At 52.6% G+C, this 18,868-nt stretch carries 17 protein-coding genes and 1 tRNA gene; 1 reads left to right on the top strand and 17 read right to left on the bottom strand.

The features are described from left to right. Positions 1-143: 143 nt before the first annotated feature. From HN413_09990 to HN413_09950, 9 genes are all read right to left on the bottom strand, one after another. Complete coding sequence (locus tag HN413_09990; protein ID MBT3390730.1) at positions 144-1,640, bottom strand: hypothetical protein; 1,497 nt, start codon at positions 1,638-1,640, stop codon at positions 144-146. Positions 1,641-1,649: 9 nt separating this feature from the next. Continuing rightward, positions 1,650-2,198, bottom strand: coding sequence for a pentapeptide repeat-containing protein (locus HN413_09985; GenBank protein ID MBT3390729.1), 549 nt, complete (start codon positions 2,196-2,198; stop codon positions 1,650-1,652). Positions 2,199-2,356: 158 nt separating this feature from the next. Beyond that, positions 2,357-3,037, bottom strand: coding sequence for a response regulator transcription factor (locus tag HN413_09980; protein MBT3390728.1), 681 nt, complete (start codon positions 3,035-3,037; stop codon positions 2,357-2,359). Further along, positions 3,034-4,506, bottom strand: coding sequence for a HAMP domain-containing protein (locus tag HN413_09975; protein MBT3390727.1), 1,473 nt, complete (start codon positions 4,504-4,506; stop codon positions 3,034-3,036). The genes HN413_09980 and HN413_09975 overlap by 4 nt, the downstream gene beginning before the upstream one ends. A 27-nt stretch (positions 4,507-4,533) precedes the next feature. Then, a complete protein-coding gene (gene rnhA, locus HN413_09970) occupies positions 4,534-4,974 on the bottom strand; it encodes a ribonuclease HI (protein ID MBT3390726.1) in 441 nt (146 codons plus the stop codon). Positions 4,975-4,981: 7 nt separating this feature from the next. Further along, positions 4,982-6,415, bottom strand: coding sequence for an extracellular solute-binding protein (locus HN413_09965; GenBank protein ID MBT3390725.1), 1,434 nt, complete (start codon positions 6,413-6,415; stop codon positions 4,982-4,984). A gap of 138 nt (positions 6,416-6,553) precedes the next feature. Then, the gene (locus tag HN413_09960; protein ID MBT3390724.1) at positions 6,554-7,942 is read right to left on the bottom strand and encodes an extracellular solute-binding protein; all 1,389 of its coding nucleotides are present in this window, start codon (positions 7,940-7,942) and stop codon (positions 6,554-6,556) included. Positions 7,943-8,157: 215 nt separating this feature from the next. Next, positions 8,158-9,021, bottom strand: coding sequence for a carbohydrate ABC transporter permease (locus HN413_09955; protein ID MBT3390723.1), 864 nt, complete (start codon positions 9,019-9,021; stop codon positions 8,158-8,160). A 119-nt stretch (positions 9,022-9,140) separates the two neighbouring features. Further along, complete coding sequence (locus tag HN413_09950) at positions 9,141-10,802, bottom strand: sugar ABC transporter permease (protein MBT3390722.1); 1,662 nt, start codon at positions 10,800-10,802, stop codon at positions 9,141-9,143. A 160-nt stretch (positions 10,803-10,962) separates the two neighbouring features. Here HN413_09950 and HN413_09945 point away from each other — a divergent pair, with 160 nt between their 5' ends. Continuing rightward, positions 10,963-11,841 carry a hypothetical protein gene (locus HN413_09945; protein ID MBT3390721.1) on the top strand — a complete coding sequence of 293 codons (879 nt, stop codon included), beginning with the start codon at positions 10,963-10,965 and terminating at the stop codon, positions 11,839-11,841. Between the two features lie 75 nt (positions 11,842-11,916). Here the strand turns inward: HN413_09945 and HN413_09940 are convergent, their stop codons facing one another. The 8 genes from HN413_09940 to der all read right to left on the bottom strand — a co-directional run bounded on the left by HN413_09940 (position 11,917) and on the right by der (position 18,847). Continuing rightward, the gene (locus HN413_09940; protein MBT3390720.1) at positions 11,917-13,689 is read right to left on the bottom strand and encodes a M3 family oligoendopeptidase; all 1,773 of its coding nucleotides are present in this window, start codon (positions 13,687-13,689) and stop codon (positions 11,917-11,919) included. Positions 13,690-13,839: 150 nt separating this feature from the next. Next, positions 13,840-14,910, bottom strand: coding sequence for a redox-regulated ATPase YchF (gene ychF, locus HN413_09935; GenBank protein ID MBT3390719.1), 1,071 nt, complete (start codon positions 14,908-14,910; stop codon positions 13,840-13,842). A gap of 85 nt (positions 14,911-14,995) precedes the next feature. Beyond that, positions 14,996-15,583: a GNAT family N-acetyltransferase gene (locus HN413_09930; GenBank protein ID MBT3390718.1), complete on the bottom strand. Its 588-nt coding sequence runs from the start codon at positions 15,581-15,583 to the stop codon at positions 14,996-14,998. Then, positions 15,583-16,146, bottom strand: coding sequence for a GNAT family N-acetyltransferase (locus HN413_09925; GenBank protein MBT3390717.1), 564 nt, complete (start codon positions 16,144-16,146; stop codon positions 15,583-15,585). The genes HN413_09930 and HN413_09925 overlap by 1 nt, the downstream gene beginning before the upstream one ends. A 151-nt stretch (positions 16,147-16,297) precedes the next feature. Beyond that, positions 16,298-16,373, bottom strand: a tRNA-Glu gene (locus tag HN413_09920). A 63-nt stretch (positions 16,374-16,436) separates the two neighbouring features. Beyond that, entirely contained in the window at positions 16,437-16,739 is a 303-nt protein-coding gene (locus HN413_09915; protein ID MBT3390716.1) for a YgiT-type zinc finger protein, read from the bottom strand. Positions 16,740-16,752: 13 nt separating this feature from the next. Then, a complete protein-coding gene (lepB, locus tag HN413_09910; protein ID MBT3390715.1) occupies positions 16,753-17,418 on the bottom strand; it encodes a signal peptidase I in 666 nt (221 codons plus the stop codon). Between the two features lie 43 nt (positions 17,419-17,461). Further along, positions 17,462-18,847, bottom strand: a complete 1,386-nt coding sequence (gene der, locus HN413_09905; protein MBT3390714.1) for a ribosome biogenesis GTPase Der — start codon at positions 18,845-18,847, stop codon at positions 17,462-17,464. Between the last annotated feature and the right edge of the window lie 21 nt (positions 18,848-18,868).

Below are 18,868 nucleotides of genomic sequence, written 5' to 3'. Positions count from 1 at the left end.
AAAAAATGTCATTCTGAACCCCCGAAGGGGGTGAAGAATCCCTACTATGTGGATTATTCGCAACCATTTTTAGGGATTCTTCGTCGCTTTGCTCCTCAGAATGACAGGCCCATGAAGCCTATCAAATATTTTTCGGATAGATACTAAACAACATCTGGCGAGCAATAGGCCAATAATTGCTCCCAGCGGGTAATTTCATCATGGTCGTTTGCCAAGCTCTGAATATGCAGGGATAGATTTTTCAAAATAGATGCAGGCAGGCATCCGGACATCACCAACGGCAAATCACTCAGGGGAGCATCCACAGCGAATTTGAGCACGCTATTAAAATTACAGGCGGTTGGAGTGTAAACTGAAACTTTCTGGGGGGTGGCGCTGCCATCACTTTTAAGGAAATAGAATAATTCGCCCTGCGGCGCTTCGACCCTGCTGATCGCTTCGCCAGCCGGAATAGTCGCAGGCATTTGCGCGGCAAGGCTGCCTGCGGGCAGGTTATGCAGCACCTGACGGATGAGTTGAATACTCTCGCCCAATTCAACCAACTGCACCATCAATCCGGCAAAAAGATCACCGGTGCTTTCCAATACGAGATTTGCTGAATAATTCAGGTAACCTGCATAGGGGGCATCCCCGCGCAGATCGCGCGGCACACCGGCAGCCCGCGCCAGGGGGCCGGTTACGCCCATCAAATCGGTTTGGCGTGCCGAGCGTTTATTTTTGCCCTGTAAACGCTGTTGATATTGGGAGTCGTTGGTAATTTGATCGAGCGCGCGGCGTAATTGTGTATCCAGCGTATGGAGGGCGGCTAAAATATCGTCGGCTTGAGAGACAGAAAGCTCTGCAATGACACCGCCGGGAATGATGGCCTGCGTGCTGCCCATCTGGTTGATCCAGTGCAAAAAAGGGGCTGCACCCTCGGGCTGTGTCACAGCCAAGGGGGCGAATCCCGCGGTTTTCTCTATCTCGCCCAACATCTGGATCGTTTCGGCAATGCGCTCCAATTCTGCCAGCACAAGTCGCAATGCCTGCGCACGCGGCGGAGCGTCCACCTCGGCAAGTTGCTCCAGCCCTAAACAATAAGCCAAACGATGCGCTTGCGGACTGGCCTGATAAATTTGGGTTAGAATCGCCAGCGTCTGTTGCCAGTCGAGCGATGGATTGGCGACGGGCGCAGCATCAGCAGCCAAAGTAAAAGCGGTAATTTTTTCATTTTCAGTTTTCAATTCCAGGTGAAATTCATCTATGGGGAAATAATAGCGCCAGGGATTTTCCGCGCTGGCAGCGCACATCTGATGCAGGTGTCGCTCCAGATTTTTGGCGTTAGGGATCATCTGACCGAGGGAGGGCAGGCCGTTTAGCGGGGGGGAAATCTGCGCTCGCAGGGTGATAATGGCATTGTCGCGGCAAAAATGGTAAAGCGCCTCTGGAGCCTGATTCTCATGGGCGCAACTCAGCCCGGTGATGGCGGTCAAATACCCTAATTGCTTTACAACGAAACCCGCGGCCACATTGACAACTTGCTCAACCGAGGGAAGATAGATATCCAGACGATTTGTGGCGGGCTGTTCAAACTCCGCGGTCCAATCCCAGGCAGTGGCGATATCGCGGGCTAATTTGAGTATTGCGTTCGTTTTATCCACAAAATAACCTTAGGCTACTTCAATAGATGGGTTGTGAGCTTGATAGGTTTCTACCGAAACACCGTAGAATTTCGCCATTGCTTCCGGGTCGTAAATATCTACATTAGCCCATTGCGCCAGTTCCAGATCGCCACCGAGGTGATAACGCCCATCGTAGGGTTCGCCATCGGGCATAATGGAACCCCACAGGCGTTTTGCCTTCGCCAATTGTTTATCGGTGAGATTGCGAACTCGCCGCAAATTTGTCTTATAGAAATCTGCCTCACTCAAATTGGCCTGATCGAGGTTGGCGCCATGCAGGTTGGTGCGTGTCAACTTCGCCTGGTGTAAATTTACCCCGCTTAAATTGGCATACTCCAAATGAGCCTGATGAAAATCTACCGAACATAAATCTGCGCTCATCAAATCGGCATCTTGCAGTTGCGCATAGCACAGGGTAGCGCCACTCAGCGCGCCATCGGCTAACAAGCCGCGGGCGCGGAGTTCTTCGATAGCCAGCAATACCGTTTTATTATCCAGACTGCGTACCCGATTGAGAATATCCAACTTTGTATTCATATTTACTCCTGTAGCAGCTACTTCAAAAAATCACTTAGCGAAGTATTCGCCAATATTTATTGGAAAGGGCGGCCTGAGCCAGCCTTAATAGGAGTATATGTGAAATAAGTAACAAGTCCGGTCGCGCACTGGTCACAAAGTGGTAACAGAAAACGCCCCTAGCAATGCTCTGTCAGCGAATATCCCACGCCTGGCACCGTTTCCAGGCAGCGCGGTGCAGAAGAATCAAACTCGATTTTGTTGCGCAAACGGTAGATCAATTGTTTCAGCATGGCTTTATCGGCCATGCCTGGCCCCCAAACGTGATCAATTAGAGATTCGGCTGTGAGCACCTGACCCTGGTTTATCATCAGCACTTCGAGCAGGCGGTTTTCCAGTGGGGTAAGTTTGGCGAGCAGTTCATCATCGCGGGTGATTTGATGGCGAGATATATCCAATGTGAGACTGCCAGCCGATAATGGCCCTGGGGTGAGCGCCGCGATGCTCGACCGGCGCAACACCGCCTCGACACGCGCCAGCAATTGCCGCGGGCTAAACGGTTTGACAATATAATCATCGGCGCCCAGTTTGAGGCCTTGCACAATATCGTCTTCACCGCCGCGCACGGTGAGCATGATGATGGGGGTGTTGTCTTGTAAGCGTATGCGGCGGCAAACTTCCCAGCCATCGAGCTTGGGCAGGTTCAGGTCCAGAACAATGATATCGGGCGATTCGCTCTCCCAGCGTTCGAGGGCGGTCAAACCATCATGCGCTGCGACCACCTCATACCCCCCGCGCCGCAGCGTAAACGAAACCACATCGGCCAGCGCCAAATCATCATCCACAACCAGAGCCTTCATAGCAACTCTCCATCCATCGGAATTTCAAACCAGAATATCGACCCGCCGCCCCCGCGTTCATCCAGGCCCACGTAACCGCCGTGCTCTTCCACGATGGCCTTCACAACCGATAACCCCAGCCCCACGCCATATTGGGCTTTGCCGCGCTCATCCAGGCGCACAAATCGGCGGAACAAGTTTCCCTGATCTCCAGTTGGAACACCCGGCCCTTGATCGGCTACGCTGATGCGCAACATATTGGCCGCGGGCAGTTCAACACGCAGCGCAATTTGATCGCCCATCGAGCTGTATTTACTGGCGTTGGAAAGCAGGTTGACCAATACTTGCGTGAGGCGAGTGGGATCCGCTTTTATAGTGGGGATGTGATCGGGCTGTTGCAACCGAAGCGCCTGATCGCGCCGTTCGAGGAGGGGTTTCATCACACGGACGGCTTCGCCGATGACGGACTTAACCTGTGTGGGTCGGCTGTGAATGCGGAATTGCCCAGCCTCGATGCTGGTACTCTCCAATAGATTGTCGATCAGGGTTTGCAAGGCTATCAGGCTGTAATGCACCGATTCCAGCAATTCAGTGATTTCGTCACGCGAGAGATCGTGAAGCTCTTCGAGCAGCAATTCTACCGAGGCGTTTAGCGCGGCCAGTGGTGTGCGGAATTCATGCGAAATATTTGCCAGAAAATAGGAACGCAGTTGTTGGGCAGCTTCTTCATCGGTGATATTGCGTAGCACCAGAGCGGTTTGCGTTTCGGCAGATTCAGGTGAGCGCATGCGCGCACCTGTGACAGCCAAAGTAATCTCTTGCCCGTAGCGATTGAGAATGCCAACCTGGTGCATTACCCCCACAGCGGAAATTTGCCGGGTGAATGTGCCGCTGCCGGGCAGTTTAAAAATTTCATCAATCGATTGTGCCAAAACTTCGCTGCGCTGCCAGGCGGTGATTTGCTCGGCTCCATCGCTAAACGAGGTGATGCGCCCCTGTTCGTCAATGGTGACAATGCCCTCCACCACCGATTGGATGAGGGTTTCGGCCCAGGCTTTGGCGCGTGAAAGGTCTTCGATAGCCTGGCGCATATTGCGGCGGCTGACTTCAAAGGCGGTTGCCAGTGCTGAAATTTCATAGGGACTTTCGGGAATAGGCACTGGTTTTTCGAGGTTACCAGAGCTAATATCGAGGGCAGCTTCGTTCAGGCGGCTGAGTGGTTGGGTCAGACGGCTGGCGGTGAACCCACCCAAAACCGAACCCGCCAGCACAACCAGAATTGCCCCCCCGATCAACGCGATCACCGGGCTTGGCCGGGTGATGATGAGATAGCCGATTTGCGCGGCAACTTCGCGCCAGGTTTCGTTTTTGAGTTGGGTACGCAAGAACCAGTATGCCAGGCCACCTGCTGCAACCAGCGTTGCGAGCATAACAAGCACAAATGTCAGCATCAGGCGCGTGGTGAGGCTATCTAAATATCGGCGAGACATGTTCGGTTTGTTTTTCGTATAAAAATTTCATTTTTGCGATCCGATTGCATTGCGCGCCAATTGGTCGACGCGCTCATTTTCACGCTGACCAGCATGCCCGCGCACCCAATGCCAGCTAATTTGGTGACCCTGCACGGCTTCATCGAGCGCCTGCCATAAATCCTGGTTTTTGACCGGTTTTTTTGCGCTGGTTTTCCACCCCTTGCGTTTCCAGCCAGCCAGCCAGCGGGTAATGCCATTTTTGAGATATTCCGAATCGGTATAAAAATCAATCTGACAGGGTTTGGTGAGCGCGCGTAAGGCTTCGAGTGCAGCGGTCAGTTCCATGCGATTGTTGGTGGTGTCACCAGCGCCGCCGCTGAGTTCTTTTTCACGACTGCCAAAACGCAGCAACACGCCCCAGCCCCCAGGGCCAGGATTACCAGAACAAGCGCCGTCGGTGTAGATCGTAACGTGAGGAAAGGGCATGGGGGGATTATGGCCCGGCTTGTGCTTTAATTTCCGTCGCCAGATCATTGAGTTGGATCAAATGCACCGGAATTTCTTCGGGAGCGCCTGTGAGGATGGCGTCAAAAGCATCTTGAACGGCGCTGCGCACGGCTCCCCAGGAGGGCATGGCAGGCTCGGCATGTCCGTAATCAAGCAGTTCCAAACCGGTGAGCCATTGGGGATGTTCCTTGGCGTAGCTCTTGAGCAAATCGACGGCGCTCATGCGTACCGGGTAATAATCTCCCGCGGCGACCCAGCGTGCCTGAACTTCGGGCGTGGTGAAGTAACGCAAAAAGAGCCAAGCCGCCAGCGACCGCTCCGGTGTGTTATTCACCACCGCAGCGTATTGGCTGGCCGCGTTGACAGCCCGCGTACCATCCGGTCCCAGGAAAGGCAGCACCGTCCACACATCAGGACTCCCGGCGGCAACCATTGCCTCTGTCTGATGCGGCAATCCGGCGGATGAACTCATCACAAAAAGGGCTTGCCGGGTGGCAAACTCCGGGTTGGGGTAAGTCTCGGTGGCAAAGGCGCAATCTTCATCCCATAAAGTTTTCCAGAATTGGGCTACCTCATGGAGCGTGGTGGTTGTGAAATCATAGTCCAGGCCATCTTCGGTGAGGCCATCATCGCCGAAAGCATAAATCCAGGGCATAACATACGAAGCGCCAGAATATAAGACCATGCCACCCGTGTCGCCCGCGGTGGCTGCCGCGGCGGCACAAGCCTGCTGGCGCAGCTCCTGGGTATTTTGCGGCGGCTGGTCGAAACCCAATGCTTGCGCCCAACTCAGATTATAGAATAGAACATAACTCGACTGGCTCAACGGTAAACCAATCCGTTCTCCGGTGGGATTGATAGCCCCCGATAAAGTGCCTGGAAAAAAATCTTCCTGCTCTTGTGAGGTAAAACCGACAAGCTCATCTATAAAATAAGCATTCAGGTCGGCCATAATTCCCATATTATGCCAACTTGCCAGCGCATTAGCATATCCGATAACGGCATCGGGCAACTCGCCCGATTGCATACCCGTGTACATAGCGTCTTCGATTTGCGGGTAGAAGCCCATATCGACCGACTCAACTGTGATGCCCCATTGATTGGCAGCATTGAATTCATCTATGATGGCTGTCATGGCTTCGCCGCGCGCACCGTTACCCCAGATATGCCAGAATGTGACCGTCTCGTCTGATAAATCTGGCAACGAGATTGGCGCGGGGACTTCAGTGATGGCTTCCGGAGTTGGCTGTGCGATGGTCGGTTGTGCGATGGTTTCTGTAGCGACAATTTCATTTTCCAACGGCTCTGTAACAGCCGCCGAAGTTTCGCTATCAATCGTTTCTGGATTAGAACGGCAAGCGATTAGCGCAACTGAAAAAATGAGAACCAGGGCGAGGAAGAAAGTGAGTTTGAGTTTCATAGCTGTTTTTCCACCGTGTTGTTGTTTTCGATCGTTCAATTACAGTTTATCATATTGCCCACACAAAAAGAGTTGCAACCATGCGGTTGCAACTCTTTTTGTGTAATTAAGACCCTTGGAGGGCTGGATACATTATATTTACCCGTCAATTTCTGCGACTAACTCAGCCGCATTATTGTTGAGTTCTTCAAGGTAAGCTGGAATTTCATCGGCTGAACCCTGGATAATTACATCGAAGGAATCTTGCACTGCGCGGCGCACAGAACCCCACGAAGCCATGGTCGGTTCAGAGTATCCATTGGACAAGAATTCCAGGCCAGTTTGCCACTGCGGATGTGCAGCGCTATATTCTGATACCAACGGTTCAGTACTCATGCGCACAGGGTAGTAGGCGCTAGCGCTAATCCAGGTGGCCTGAGCTTCGGGCGTGGTGAAGGATTTCAGGAACAACCAGGTCGCCAGGTTTTCAACAGGATTGGTGTTGACCAGAGCAACATATTGACCAAAAGCATTCACGGCCTGCTCGCCTTCAGGTCCTACAAAGGGAATAAAGACCCACTCATCAGCGACACCGGCTTCTTCGAAGGCGGCTACCTGATAGGGGATACCCACGGAGGAACTCATGGTAAAGAGCGCTTTGCGGGTAGCGAATTCAGGATTGGGGTAACTCTCGGTGGGGAAAGCACAGCCTTCGTCCCAGAGTTCTTTCACAAAGGCAGCCACATCTTGCATGGCCTGTGAGCCTAGATCGTAGCTAGCGCCATCTTCGGCAAGACCGTCATCGCCAAAGGCATACAGCCAGGAGAAAACATTGGAAGCGCCTGTGTACATCACCAAACCACCCATACCATCATTGTCGGGATCATCATCGGCAGCATTGGCCGCAGCCGCGGCACAAGCTTGCTCTTTGAATTCGGCGGCATTAGTGGGAGCATTCTCGAAACCGAGTTCCTGCGCCCAAGTCTGGTTGTAGAACATCACATTGGCAGACTGGCTGAGTGGCAACGCAATGCGAGAGCCATCGGCGATGACACTGCCATTGAAAGCTCCGGGGTAGAAATCGGCAATCTCTTCGGCGGTAAAGCCGACTACTGCGTCATCCACATAGGGCTGGATGTCTGCAATGGTGCCAACCGAGTACCAACCAGCCAGCGCATTGGCATAGCCAACCACGGCATTGGGCACATCGCCCGACTGGATGGCGGCGTTCATGGCGTCTTCAGCGTCGCGGTAGTGACCTTGGTCAACAGCTTCGACGGTGATGCCCCATTCGTTGCTGGCATTGAACTCATCCACGATGGCGGTCATGCCTTCGGCGGGATCGCCCGTGCCCCACACATGCCAGAAGGTCACGGTGGTGCCTGCCAGATCGGCCAGACTTACGCCCATGGCTTCATCGGCGGCAACCGGATCTTCAACAACAGGCTCTTCGGCAGCGGGTTCTTCTGCCGCGGGCTTGCAGGCTACTAAGGCCAATGAGAGCATTAGTATTAGCATCAGCAAAATGGGTAAAGATTTTTTCGTCATTCTTCTCTCCTTGAAATTTGGGAAATGAATAGGAATTAAATCAATTCGGGGAGATGGCCCCCGAACATCTATTGAGGCAGAATTCCCTCCACTATGGCAACCCACACAGGGGGCGTTCGCTCTGCCGCAATAGGTGATTGAACATACTTGTAGCTGGTCTTCATGCAAAATTAGTTTATCATAAGTTAATCGGTGGTTATCTTAAAAATCCATCCCTAACCCTTCAGACCGCTGCGGGCGATACTCTCAGTGAATTGTTTTTGCGTGAAGAAGTACAGCACCAAAATGGGGATGATGGTGATGAATGCGCCAGCCATCATCAGGTGCAACATTTGCCCGGCTTCTTCGACAAAGTTATATAAGCCCACGGCGATAGGCCGCCACTCCGGAGAGTTTGTGACCAGCATCGGCCAGGCCAGCGCGTTCCACGAACCGATGAACGAAAGTACAATGATGACCATCACCGGCGCTTTGGAAAGCGGCAGCACTACCTGTGCCAGGAAACGCAAATGCCCGGCCCCATCGATGCGGGCGGCGTCAAAAAGTTCATCGGGGATTTGGGCAAAGAATTGGCGCAACAGGAAAATGGAGAAGATACTGCCCATGAAGGGGATGGTCAGCGCGGGCCAGTTGTTGATCCATTTGATGGGGCCGATACGCCCCAACCAGGTGACGGTGAGGAAATTGGGGATGATATTAACCATCGCCGGGATCATAATCGTGCTGAGCAACAGCCCAAAGATGGCATCACGCCCGGGGAATTTAATGCGGGCAAACGCGTAGGCCGCCATTATACTGAAAGTCAGTTCACCGGACAGCGTAATGAGGGTAATCGCTACACTGTTGACGAAATATTCGGAGAAGGCGGCTTCTTTCCAGGCGTTGACATAGTTTTCAAAGTGCAGTTCCGATGGAATCCAGCGGATGCCCTGGGCTTCCCCCAGCGACATGAAAGAGGTCATTATCATCCATATAAAGGGCGTAATTGAAATCACAATGCCCAAAATAAGAAATGAGTAAACCGAAATATTTTTCGCTACTTTGCGAGATAGATTCCAGAAATGTTGTCCGTTGTTCATAAAACGATTTTCCTCAACGTTATACCCTAAAGGACACAGGCAGCGCAAGGGAATAAAGTCGCAAAGAAAAACATATAAAATCTTTGCGCCCTTGCATCTTGGCGCCTTGGCGTTAAATATTACCCATAAAATACGCGCGCGCCCTGAATTTTATTATTGATATACGTCAGGCTAAGAATGACAGCAAATAGCACAAACGCCAGCGCCGAGGCGTAGCCATAGCGTAGTTTCTCAAAAAATTCAGCAAAGATGACCACACTGAATGTATCGGTTGTGCCAAGCGCCAAACCTTGCCGCATGACCCAGATATGATTGAAGGCCTTAAACGTGCCAATAATTGCCAACAGCGAGAGAAAGTAGGTGGTCGGCGAGAGCAGCGGCAGGGTGATATGCCGGAAGGTTTCCCAGCGCCCGGCGCCGTCAATTTGGGCGGCTTCAATCAACTCGGTGGAAATATTCCCCAATCCGGCCAGGTAAATCACTGTGTCATAGCCAATATACGTCCAGATTGAGTAGATCATAATTACCAGCAAAGCCATACTTGGCCCGGCAGCCCATTCCGGCCAGGCAATATTCAAGCCCTCTGCTAAAAGTGTGAAAATACCGCGCGGTTCGCGAATCCATTGCTGGGGGGCAATCCCCAGATTTAGTAATAATTGATTTATTGGCGCCTGATAACGATTAGAGAATAATTGCCGGAAAATCGCTGCGCTGGCGACAGTGGGCGTGACATAGGGCAAGAAATACAACATGCGGAATACTTCAGAACCCCATAATTTTTGGAAGAGCAATATCGCCAGAAAGAGCGAGAAGGTTAACTGAAAGGGGACTGTTCCCAACGAGTAGAAGATGGTAACTTTCAGCCCGACCCAAATATCTTTATCGCCAGAGGCAATCAATGTAGGCAACTCGCCAATCAGCAGCCAGGCCCCAACTAGCATTGTCATTGCCCCCAAAACATGGATAAAAAACGAAATATTGTTGGCTTGTGCAAGGCCGCGTTGCCAGACTTTCCAACCTGCGTAGAGCAAGATCACGCCCGAAGCCACTGTAATCACTTGTGGCCAGATTCCAGCATCCTGGCCGGTTTCAAGCGCCAGTGAGTAGGCAGCTTTCACCAGTGTAAAATTGACCCATAAAAGCCAGCCGCCGATTATTAATCCCAAAACGGCTCCAGTAAATTGAAATAGATACCCCAGATGGCGCGGATTGGCAAACATGCGTACGTATGTATAGACAACCAGTACGATCAGCACAGCAAGCCCCAGCGCCAGAAAAACCAGCCATGGCGTATAGGCTTGTGGCAGATAAAAAGCTTCCGCCAAAAGCTGCATGAATAGTTCCCGCGTCTTGGTCACGCCAATGATTTTGTCGGCAATATCCAAAGCGCCGGGCAGCACGCGGAAAGCCCAATACACCAGACTCAAGAATGTTAACGCCAGCAAAACGGCAGGGAACAACAACGCCCAGGGCTTGTCGTCAAATTCCTGTGTCTGACGATATGCGCGCCGGAGGCTGATCACAGCCCAGGCTACAAGACCAATTGCCAGGATAAAGAAGGCAATATAAGCTAAATTTTCCAACGCTCGAATATAGTTCTCGGCCCCCAAAAAAGCACCCCGTTTCAGCCGCCATTTGTGCATACTCACAAATAACGCAAACCCCACTGGAAAAATTCCAAACGTAAAGATGAGAATCGATGCCGGTGCGATCATTAAATATGCGGTGATATATTCCCGCCATAATCGTAACCGTCGTCCGGAAAAGAAAGCAATATTCACATGCGACCTCCACAATGTCGGCTCATCAATGCGGCGTCATTATAACACGCGGCGTATTCGAGAAGGTACCTCACCGTCCAAACTTTGCCCGATTCCAAATGCGGTACAATAGGACTAGAGTTTTTTGGCGTAAGTACCCTCAAGTAAGGAGGAGGGCGTCATGAGCGATCCCCAATTCTGGCAACTGGTATTAGATGCTTTGACTACGCTGGGCAATCACTACATCCCGGCGATGGATGAAGTCGCGTCAAAAATGGGGGTAGATCGCGGCACCTGGGTGTTGTTGCTCAGTATCATGAGTTTCGATCCCGAACCGGTAACCGCCAAAATGCTCCAAAAACGCACGCCCTGCCAGGAATTCAGCAAACGCCTGGAGGAAACCTCCGCGCAAGGATTGCTGGCAACCGTACACCCAAACGAATATGTGCTCACTGAAACAGGGCAAGAACTGGTGCAGCAGATCATCCTGACCGCCTATGCCCGCATGGAAAATCTCAATCCCATGCGCCCCTCCGATTTGCATTATCTGACCGTTTTATTGCGCCGCCTGGTCAAGGCCAGCCACACCTCGCCAGAACCGCCCGCGAAATGGGCAATTACCCACAGCCGCCGCTTTGATCCCGGCGAAAATGCCCCCTTGCTCATTCAGGTGGATCAATGCCTCAGCGACCTGGCCGCCTACCACGACGACGCCCATCTGGCTGCCTGGGGATCGCTGGGTTTTGAAGGCCCCGCCTGGGAAGCCTACACTCTGATCTGGCGCGAGAAATCCATCTCATTGGACAATTTGCATAAAAAGCTGCATCATCGGCGGCAAAGCCGAAAGGTATATGAGAATGCGTTGCGCGAGATTGTGGAACGCGGGTTGGCAAAAAGTAAATCCGGGGAATATTACCTGACTCCCGAGGGGCTGGAACTTCGTCAACAAGCGGAAGATAAAACCAATGAGTATTTCCTGCCCCCGTGGAATTGCCTCGAAGAAGAAGACCTGCAAGCCCTGGGGAATTTACTGAAAATGCTGGCGGATGGGTTAAAATAATCGCCAAAAAAGATACGGGGCTGCATTCGCAGCCCCGTATCTTTTTTGGCGCAGATGGGCAAGGGGTGGGGGAAATTACTCCACCGGAATAGCTTCTAACTGTGCCACCATCTCGGCAATCACATCGAAACCGCCCTGCCAGAATTCGGCTTTAGTAATATCCAGGCCAGCCGCGGCACAAATATCCGTCGGGGATGCAGAGCCACCCGCTTCGAGAATTTTGATATAGCGCGGCTTGAAGGCCTCACCTTCGGCCTTAAACTGTTTGTAAAGCGAGAGCACCAGCAATTGCCCAAAGCTGTAGGCATAAACATAGAACGGCACATGGAAAAAATGGGGGATCGAGACCCATTCCCATTTGAATTCATCGCTGAGTTCAATCGCATCGCCAAACTGCTTGCGGAGATTTTCCATATAAGCTTCAGAGAGTTTATCCACCGTGGCGCCCTCGGCGACCATATCGTGCGCGGTGACTTCGAACATGGCGAAAAATGCCTGGCGAATAATTGTGGCGTAGGCATCATCCACCTGGCGGAAGAGAATATCGCGCCGCACGGCGGGGTCTTCTTCCACTTCGAGCAGACGGTCTACTAGCAGCATCTCGGCGAAGGTGGAGGCATTCTCAGCCATCGGCAGCGCAGAGTGGAACGTGAATACATTATGATCAAAGGCCAGCATGGCATGAATGGCGTGACCCAACTCGTGCGCCAGCGTAGCGACGTCATTGGCTTTGCCCTGGTAATTCACTTTGACATAGGGCGTATGCCCCGGCACTACCGAGGCGCAGAAGGCGCCATCTTGTTTGCCCTTGCGCACTTCGCTGTCAATATGGCCGTCTTCAAAGACCTTTGCGGCCAACTCCGCCACGCGCGGATCAAACTCTGCAAACGCTTCCAGGGTGAGTTCTACGCCAGTGTTGAAAGCGTAGGTTTTGTCAGCCTCGGCTACGGGGGCATAGACATCGTAGCGGCGCAATTTTTCCACACCCAGCCATTTGGCTTTGAGTTTGAAATAACGCTGGAAAATATCGGCGTTCTTTTCGCACACATCCAGCAGAATATTAACGACATCGTCGGGCAGATCGTTGACCAGATTGCGGGCCGAGATCGGCGTGGCATAGTTGCGCAACTCCACATTTTCGGCCTGCCAATCGCGGATCAGGTTTTGGTACATTTGCCCCAAAATTGGGCCGTCATCCTCATAGACGCGATACTGTTCCTGATAGGCTGCGGCGCGCAAATCGGGATCACCGCCCTGAATCAGCGGAATCAGCTGCCCGCGGGTAAATTCCTGCACTTCGCCGTCCACCTCAACCTTGAAAGCATAACGATTGGTGATCGAATCATATAGTGTGACCAACGCCTGCGCGCCGGTAACATCTTTGATATTGATGATTTTCTCTTCGGGTTCGGTGAGAGTGTGGGGTTTAAAGTGGCGCATCTCCTCCAACCAATAGCGGTAGCCATCTGAGAGCGACATCAGTTCGTTGGCTTTTGCGTTGTTCAACTCTTTCCACCATAGCGAGAAGAACAGGGTCAGGTTTTGCACTTTAGCAACAAATTGTTGCACGCGCGCATAGAGCGACTGCACGTCCTGATCTTGCGTATCGGCAGCAAACAACAACCCCGGGTACGTCGCCAGACGGCTGCCCTCGAGGGTCAGCACTTCGATTTCTTTAATCACATCCATGAAATCTTCGAAATCAATCTCCTCGGTCAGCGCGGCGCGGCGCACTTCAAACGCGGCGGCTTTTTCTTCCAATTTTTTGAAAGACGCTTCTACTTCCGGCGCGTCGATGGCGGGATAAAGATCGTTCAGACACCAGGGTGATAGTTGATATGCGGTCATTTTCTTTATGCTTCCTTTTGTTCAATGGGTGAAAAATGTTTGTACATTATACTCGATTCAATTTACCCCCATAAGCCCTCACCCTGACCTTCGTTTCACTCAGGTCTGTCCCTCTCCCGATTTCGGGAGAGGGGTCGGGGGTGAGGGTTATCAGACATTAAACCTTACGTGCATAATATCGCCATCTTGCACCAGATATTGTTTGCCTTCCAGTCGTAATTTGCCCTTGTTGCGCGCTTCGGCCATCCCGCCCAGTTCTACCAGGTCTTCATAGGGCACCACTTCGGCGCGGATGAAGCCTTTCTCCAGGTCGCTGTGGATCGTGCCCGCTGCTTCGGGGGCCAATGCGCCGCGTCGCACCGTCCAGGCGCGCACTTCGTCTTCACCCACGGTGAAGAACGATTGTAGATCGAGCAATTCATATGAGGCCTGAATCATGCGTTTCAGGATCGGCTCTGAAATGTTGTACTCCTCCATGAATACGGCGGCTTCTTCGGCGGAGAGTTTCGAAATCTCCATTTCCAACTGGCCTTGCAGGGGGATCGTGCAAATGCGTTTTCCGCAGGGATAGTCAATTTCAGGTGGGGCTTGCCCTTCGGCGAGATTGAGTACCAATAATGTATATTTGCGGGTCAGGAAGCCAAACCCGGCGATGATATTGCGCTCATCTTTGGAGAGTTCCAACTCCCGCAGGGGTTTCTCGGCCTCAAGGGCGCTGCGCAGACGTTCAAACAGGGTTGATTCACGTTCGATGACGGCTTTGTCGCGCCCCGCGCCTTTTTTGCGCTCTTCGGCCAGTTTTTCCAGTTTGCGTTCAACGGCGAGCATATCATTGAGCAAAAATTCCGTATCCATCGCGGCCACGTCGCGCAAGGGGTCAATGTTACCCGCTGGGTGGGGCATATTCTCATCTTCAAAGCAGCGCACCACATGGATGAAGCCATCCATCTGCGAGAGTTGATTCAACAACGGGCCAGAAAGGTCCCCACTGGCAGAACCCTCTAATCCGGCAATGTCCGCATACGTCACTTTGGCGTAGGTCGTCTTTTTAGGCTGGAACATCTCCGAGAGTGCGTCGACGCGCGGATCGGGGACATCCACCACCGCGGTATGCACATCGAATCGCCCCCCACCCATGGAGGTAGGGCGGTCGCCGCGGGTGAGGGCGTTAAAAATAGTTGTTTTTCCTGCCTGAGGAAGGCCGATAATTCCGAGTTTCATTTTTTGTTTCCTTACGCATAAAGGTGACTGTCACATATCCAGTGACAGTCACCTGATTTGACACGGGGGCAGATTGTACCGCATTTCAGGGGGCTGACAAATCGAATTCGAGCGGCGGCAGGTTGTTTGGGAGTTCGGGGTGCAGGGCGTAGTATTCCTCGCGCAGCAAATCCATGCTGAGGTTGTCGTAGCATTCGCCGCTCTTGAAAATGGATTCGCGGCGGCGGTAGGACTGCTGGAAGCCCAGTTTTTCCGCCGAGCCAACGGCGCGCGGGTTGCCTGAATGCGTCCACAGGCGCACCACGCGCACACCGAGTTCTTCAAAAAGAAAGCGCAGTAGCGTTTCCAGCGCGTCCATTGCCGTTCCGCCGCCCCAGAATTTTTTCGCCATCATAATCCCGATGGTCACATCCCAACGCGATTCAAGGCCATTGTAGCCGATGTGGCCGATGCGTTCGGCGTTTTCTTTGCTCTCGATGATAAAACGGGCAGCTTTCGGGTCATAGGAAAACTCACGGGCTTCAAATTGCTTCGTGAACATTAATTCCGTATAGTCTGGGGGCAGGGTTTTGCTCCAGGCCTGGGTTTCGAGATCGTTGCGCAATTCGGCCAGAAAGGGCAAATCTTCGGGGCGCTGCGCGCGCAGGAGGATGTTTTTTCCAACTAAAGCCATCACGCGGCTCCTTTCTGTGCCAGCCATTCGGGGCGCAAAATATCGACGCCGATCCAGTCGAAATAAGCGCCATCACGCAAACCTGCCCGGCGCATTTTGCCGGTTTCGGTGAAGCCAAATTTTTGGGCAAATTTGCGCGCCGCCTGATTCCAGTCGGCCATGCCGCTGCCAAGATTATATGCCGGTGTGCGCTCGAAAAAGTAGTCCAGCAGTAATTGCATGACTTCGCTGCCATAGCCCTGACGTTGGTAATCGGGTGCGATGCGGATTTCAATCTCCGGGCAGTGGGCATCCCAGCCCCATTCGCCGTTGACGTGCCCGATCTGTTTTTCATCGCGGGCCAACACCACCGCCAGATGAAACTGGTTTTCGCCCTCCGCCCAACGTTCAATAATCGCCTGGGCCTGTTTCAGCGAGAGCGGCAATTCGGCGGGAAAACGCCAGGGAATACAACGCCGCCCGATCAATTCCGGGCGATTGAGATCGCGTTGCAAATTGGGTGCGTCATCCGGTTCGAAAGCGCGCAGGTAAACGCGCTCACCGTGAAAGGGGGACAGGGTCATGGGCGGCTCCTTTACTCGGCTGTATCCAAGTCTTGAGTAGATTTTATCATCATCGTTGAACTCAAATCCCCCAAATACGGGGTTGTTCACGGCAGTTCCCACAGAGTCAAAAAGAATCAAAAAAGCCACCTCAAGAGAGATGGCTTTTTGATGGTGCCCCCACGGAGATTCGAACTCCGGTCTTAGCCTTGAAAGGGCTACGTCCTGGTCCCCTAGACGATGGGGGCGTGCTGCGCTTGTACGCGCGCAACGGGCAAAATTCTACCAGACCCTAGCAAGGGGGTCAAGCATCATTCTGATATTGTTGAGTGAGGTGGTTCATCGGCAGGAGCGTTGTGTTGCGCTCGGCGGCGCGCCGATGAGTTCAGGGCGCGTTGCGAATCGAGCAATACCGAGAGCCAGTTGAGCGCCCGCTGATCAAATTCACGCCTGCCGCACATATCGCACACCCAGGCAGGGAACTCCGGAACAGTCAGCAATTCATCCCTCATGCGCGTGAAATAAGTAATATGCTTCAGTCGGAAAACACCCACCTGACACTCGGGGCAAGTATATAGCGTGGTTTCGTTGGTGGTAGAATCTTCAGTCATCATAATTCAGTGCGCGCTATGGAGCCGCCAATACCACCTCGGGATGTTCAATTTTACCCAGGGATGAGAACGGCCAATACACAAATATTGCCCTCCCGATGACATTATTCATCGAGAGCGGCCCCCAGCTATGCGAATCGGATGAATTATTACGATTATCACCGAGCACAAAAACCATCCCCTCGGGCACAACCCAACTTCCGGTGTAGCGCGGCGCTTCGTTGATATAGGGTTCATCCAGCACCTGGCCATCAATCAGCACCTGCTCGTTATTCACCCGCACAGTCTCTCCCGGCAGGCCGATTACGCGTTTAATATAATCCTGATCAGGGTCGCGCGGCTGGTGAAAAACAAGAATATCGCCGCGAGAAAGTTCGCCAAATTTGTAGGTCATTTTGGAGACAATGATAAACTCGCCCCCCTGAAAAGTGGGCACCATACTATAACCATCCACGCGCACGCGCGCCGTGACGGCATTGATTACAATAAATAAAATCGCTGACAACAGCAGCGTTTCGATAATATCCAGGAAAAAGCGTTTGAAGTTAGATGTCCCGGCTTCTTCGGATGGGGGAGTATCGTGATCTAGCTCTGGGATGGGTGCCTGGCCCGGAAATTCCAAATTTGCCTCCGAAGCGGATTCTGCTAAAAACCCGCCAGTGCGCAGATTATAAGACCGCATGCAAACTCCGGCAAGGAGTTTAGCCATTATCGAAATATTAGGTTTATTCTGGTTCTTTGCGCCCGCGCAGCATAATCCGAAGGGGAGTCCCCACAAAGGGGTATTCGGCGCGGAGCTGGTTTTCGAGATAGCGCATATAGGTAAAGTGCACCAGTTCCGGATCGTTGACATGCAGCACAAAGGTGGGCGGGCTATTCGTCACTTGCGCGCCATAATAGATTTTAAGATGCCGCCCATGTTTGGAAGGCGCTGGGTGCTGATCGAGTGCATTACGGAGCAGGCGATTCAATTTCCCCGTTGAAAGCCGCACCAGACGCTCTGCCTGCACGGTCAACGCAGTGGGCAAAACCTGGTCTACCCGGCGGCCTGTTTGAGCCGAGATGAATAGCACAGGCACGTAGTCCATAAAATTGAGTTGGTTGCGCACATGCCAGGTGTAATCTTCAATGGTGTAGGTGTCTTTTTCGATGGCATCCCACTTATTGACGATAACGACGGCACTTTTCCATTCGTCGAGAATGTACCCGGCCACATGGGTATCTTGCGCGGTGATACCATTTACTGCATCAATCATTAGCAAGGCTACGTCGCTGCGCCTAATGGCTTGTATCGAGCGGATCACGCTGTATTTTTCCACGCCGGGGTCAATTTTGCCGCGCCGCCGAATTCCGGCCGTATCGATCAACGTAATTTCTTTTTCGTGAAAGGTAAGGCGCGTATCAATCGCATCGCGTGTGGTTCCGGCAATTGGGCTTACAATGGCGCGTTCTTTGCCGGTGAGGCGGTTGAGCAGGGTGCTTTTGCCAACATTGGGTTTGCCAACAATCGAAATTTTGACCGAATCGTCTTCTTCTACATCTTCAACCCAGGTTTTAAATGTCTCTACCAGCGCATCGAGCATATCGCCGGTGCCGCGGCCGTGCAAAGCCGAGATTGGGTATGGCTCGCCGATGCCCAGTTCGTAAAATTGATAGGCCTCGGCCCAACTATTTTGGGTTTCGCATTTATTTACTACCAGAATCACCGGCGGCCAGGGCTGCCCTTCGTGTTGGCGCTGTTTTTGGCGCAATATTTGGGCAATTTCCTGATCGGCAGGCGTGACTCCGCTTTGCACATCGGTGACGAACAAGATGGCATCGGCTTCTTCGATGGCAATCTCGGCCTGTGTGCGAATTTCTTTAATGAAATCGGCTGAACCAATGGAAAGCGGGGCAACCTGTTTACCCGCGCTGACCTGCGTGGGGTCAATGCCGCCGGTATCAATAATATCGAAGAGATACCCGATCCAGTCGGCTTCCGCCATCAGGCGGTCGCGTGTGGTGCCAGGAATATCATCGACAACCGCCAGGCGAGCTTGCGCCAGACGGTTGAAGAGCGTGCTTTTGCCCACGTTGGGGCGTCCTACCAGGGCGACAATGGGTTTGTTCATCGTTTTTTAGGTGGGGTGCAT

The sequence above is a fragment of the Chloroflexota bacterium genome (assembly GCA_018648225.1).
GTDB lineage: Bacteria > Chloroflexota > Anaerolineae > Anaerolineales > UBA11858 > NIOZ-UU35.
The sequence above is the reverse complement of the archived record's forward strand: the minus strand, read 5'-3'. Positions and strand labels throughout refer to the sequence as shown.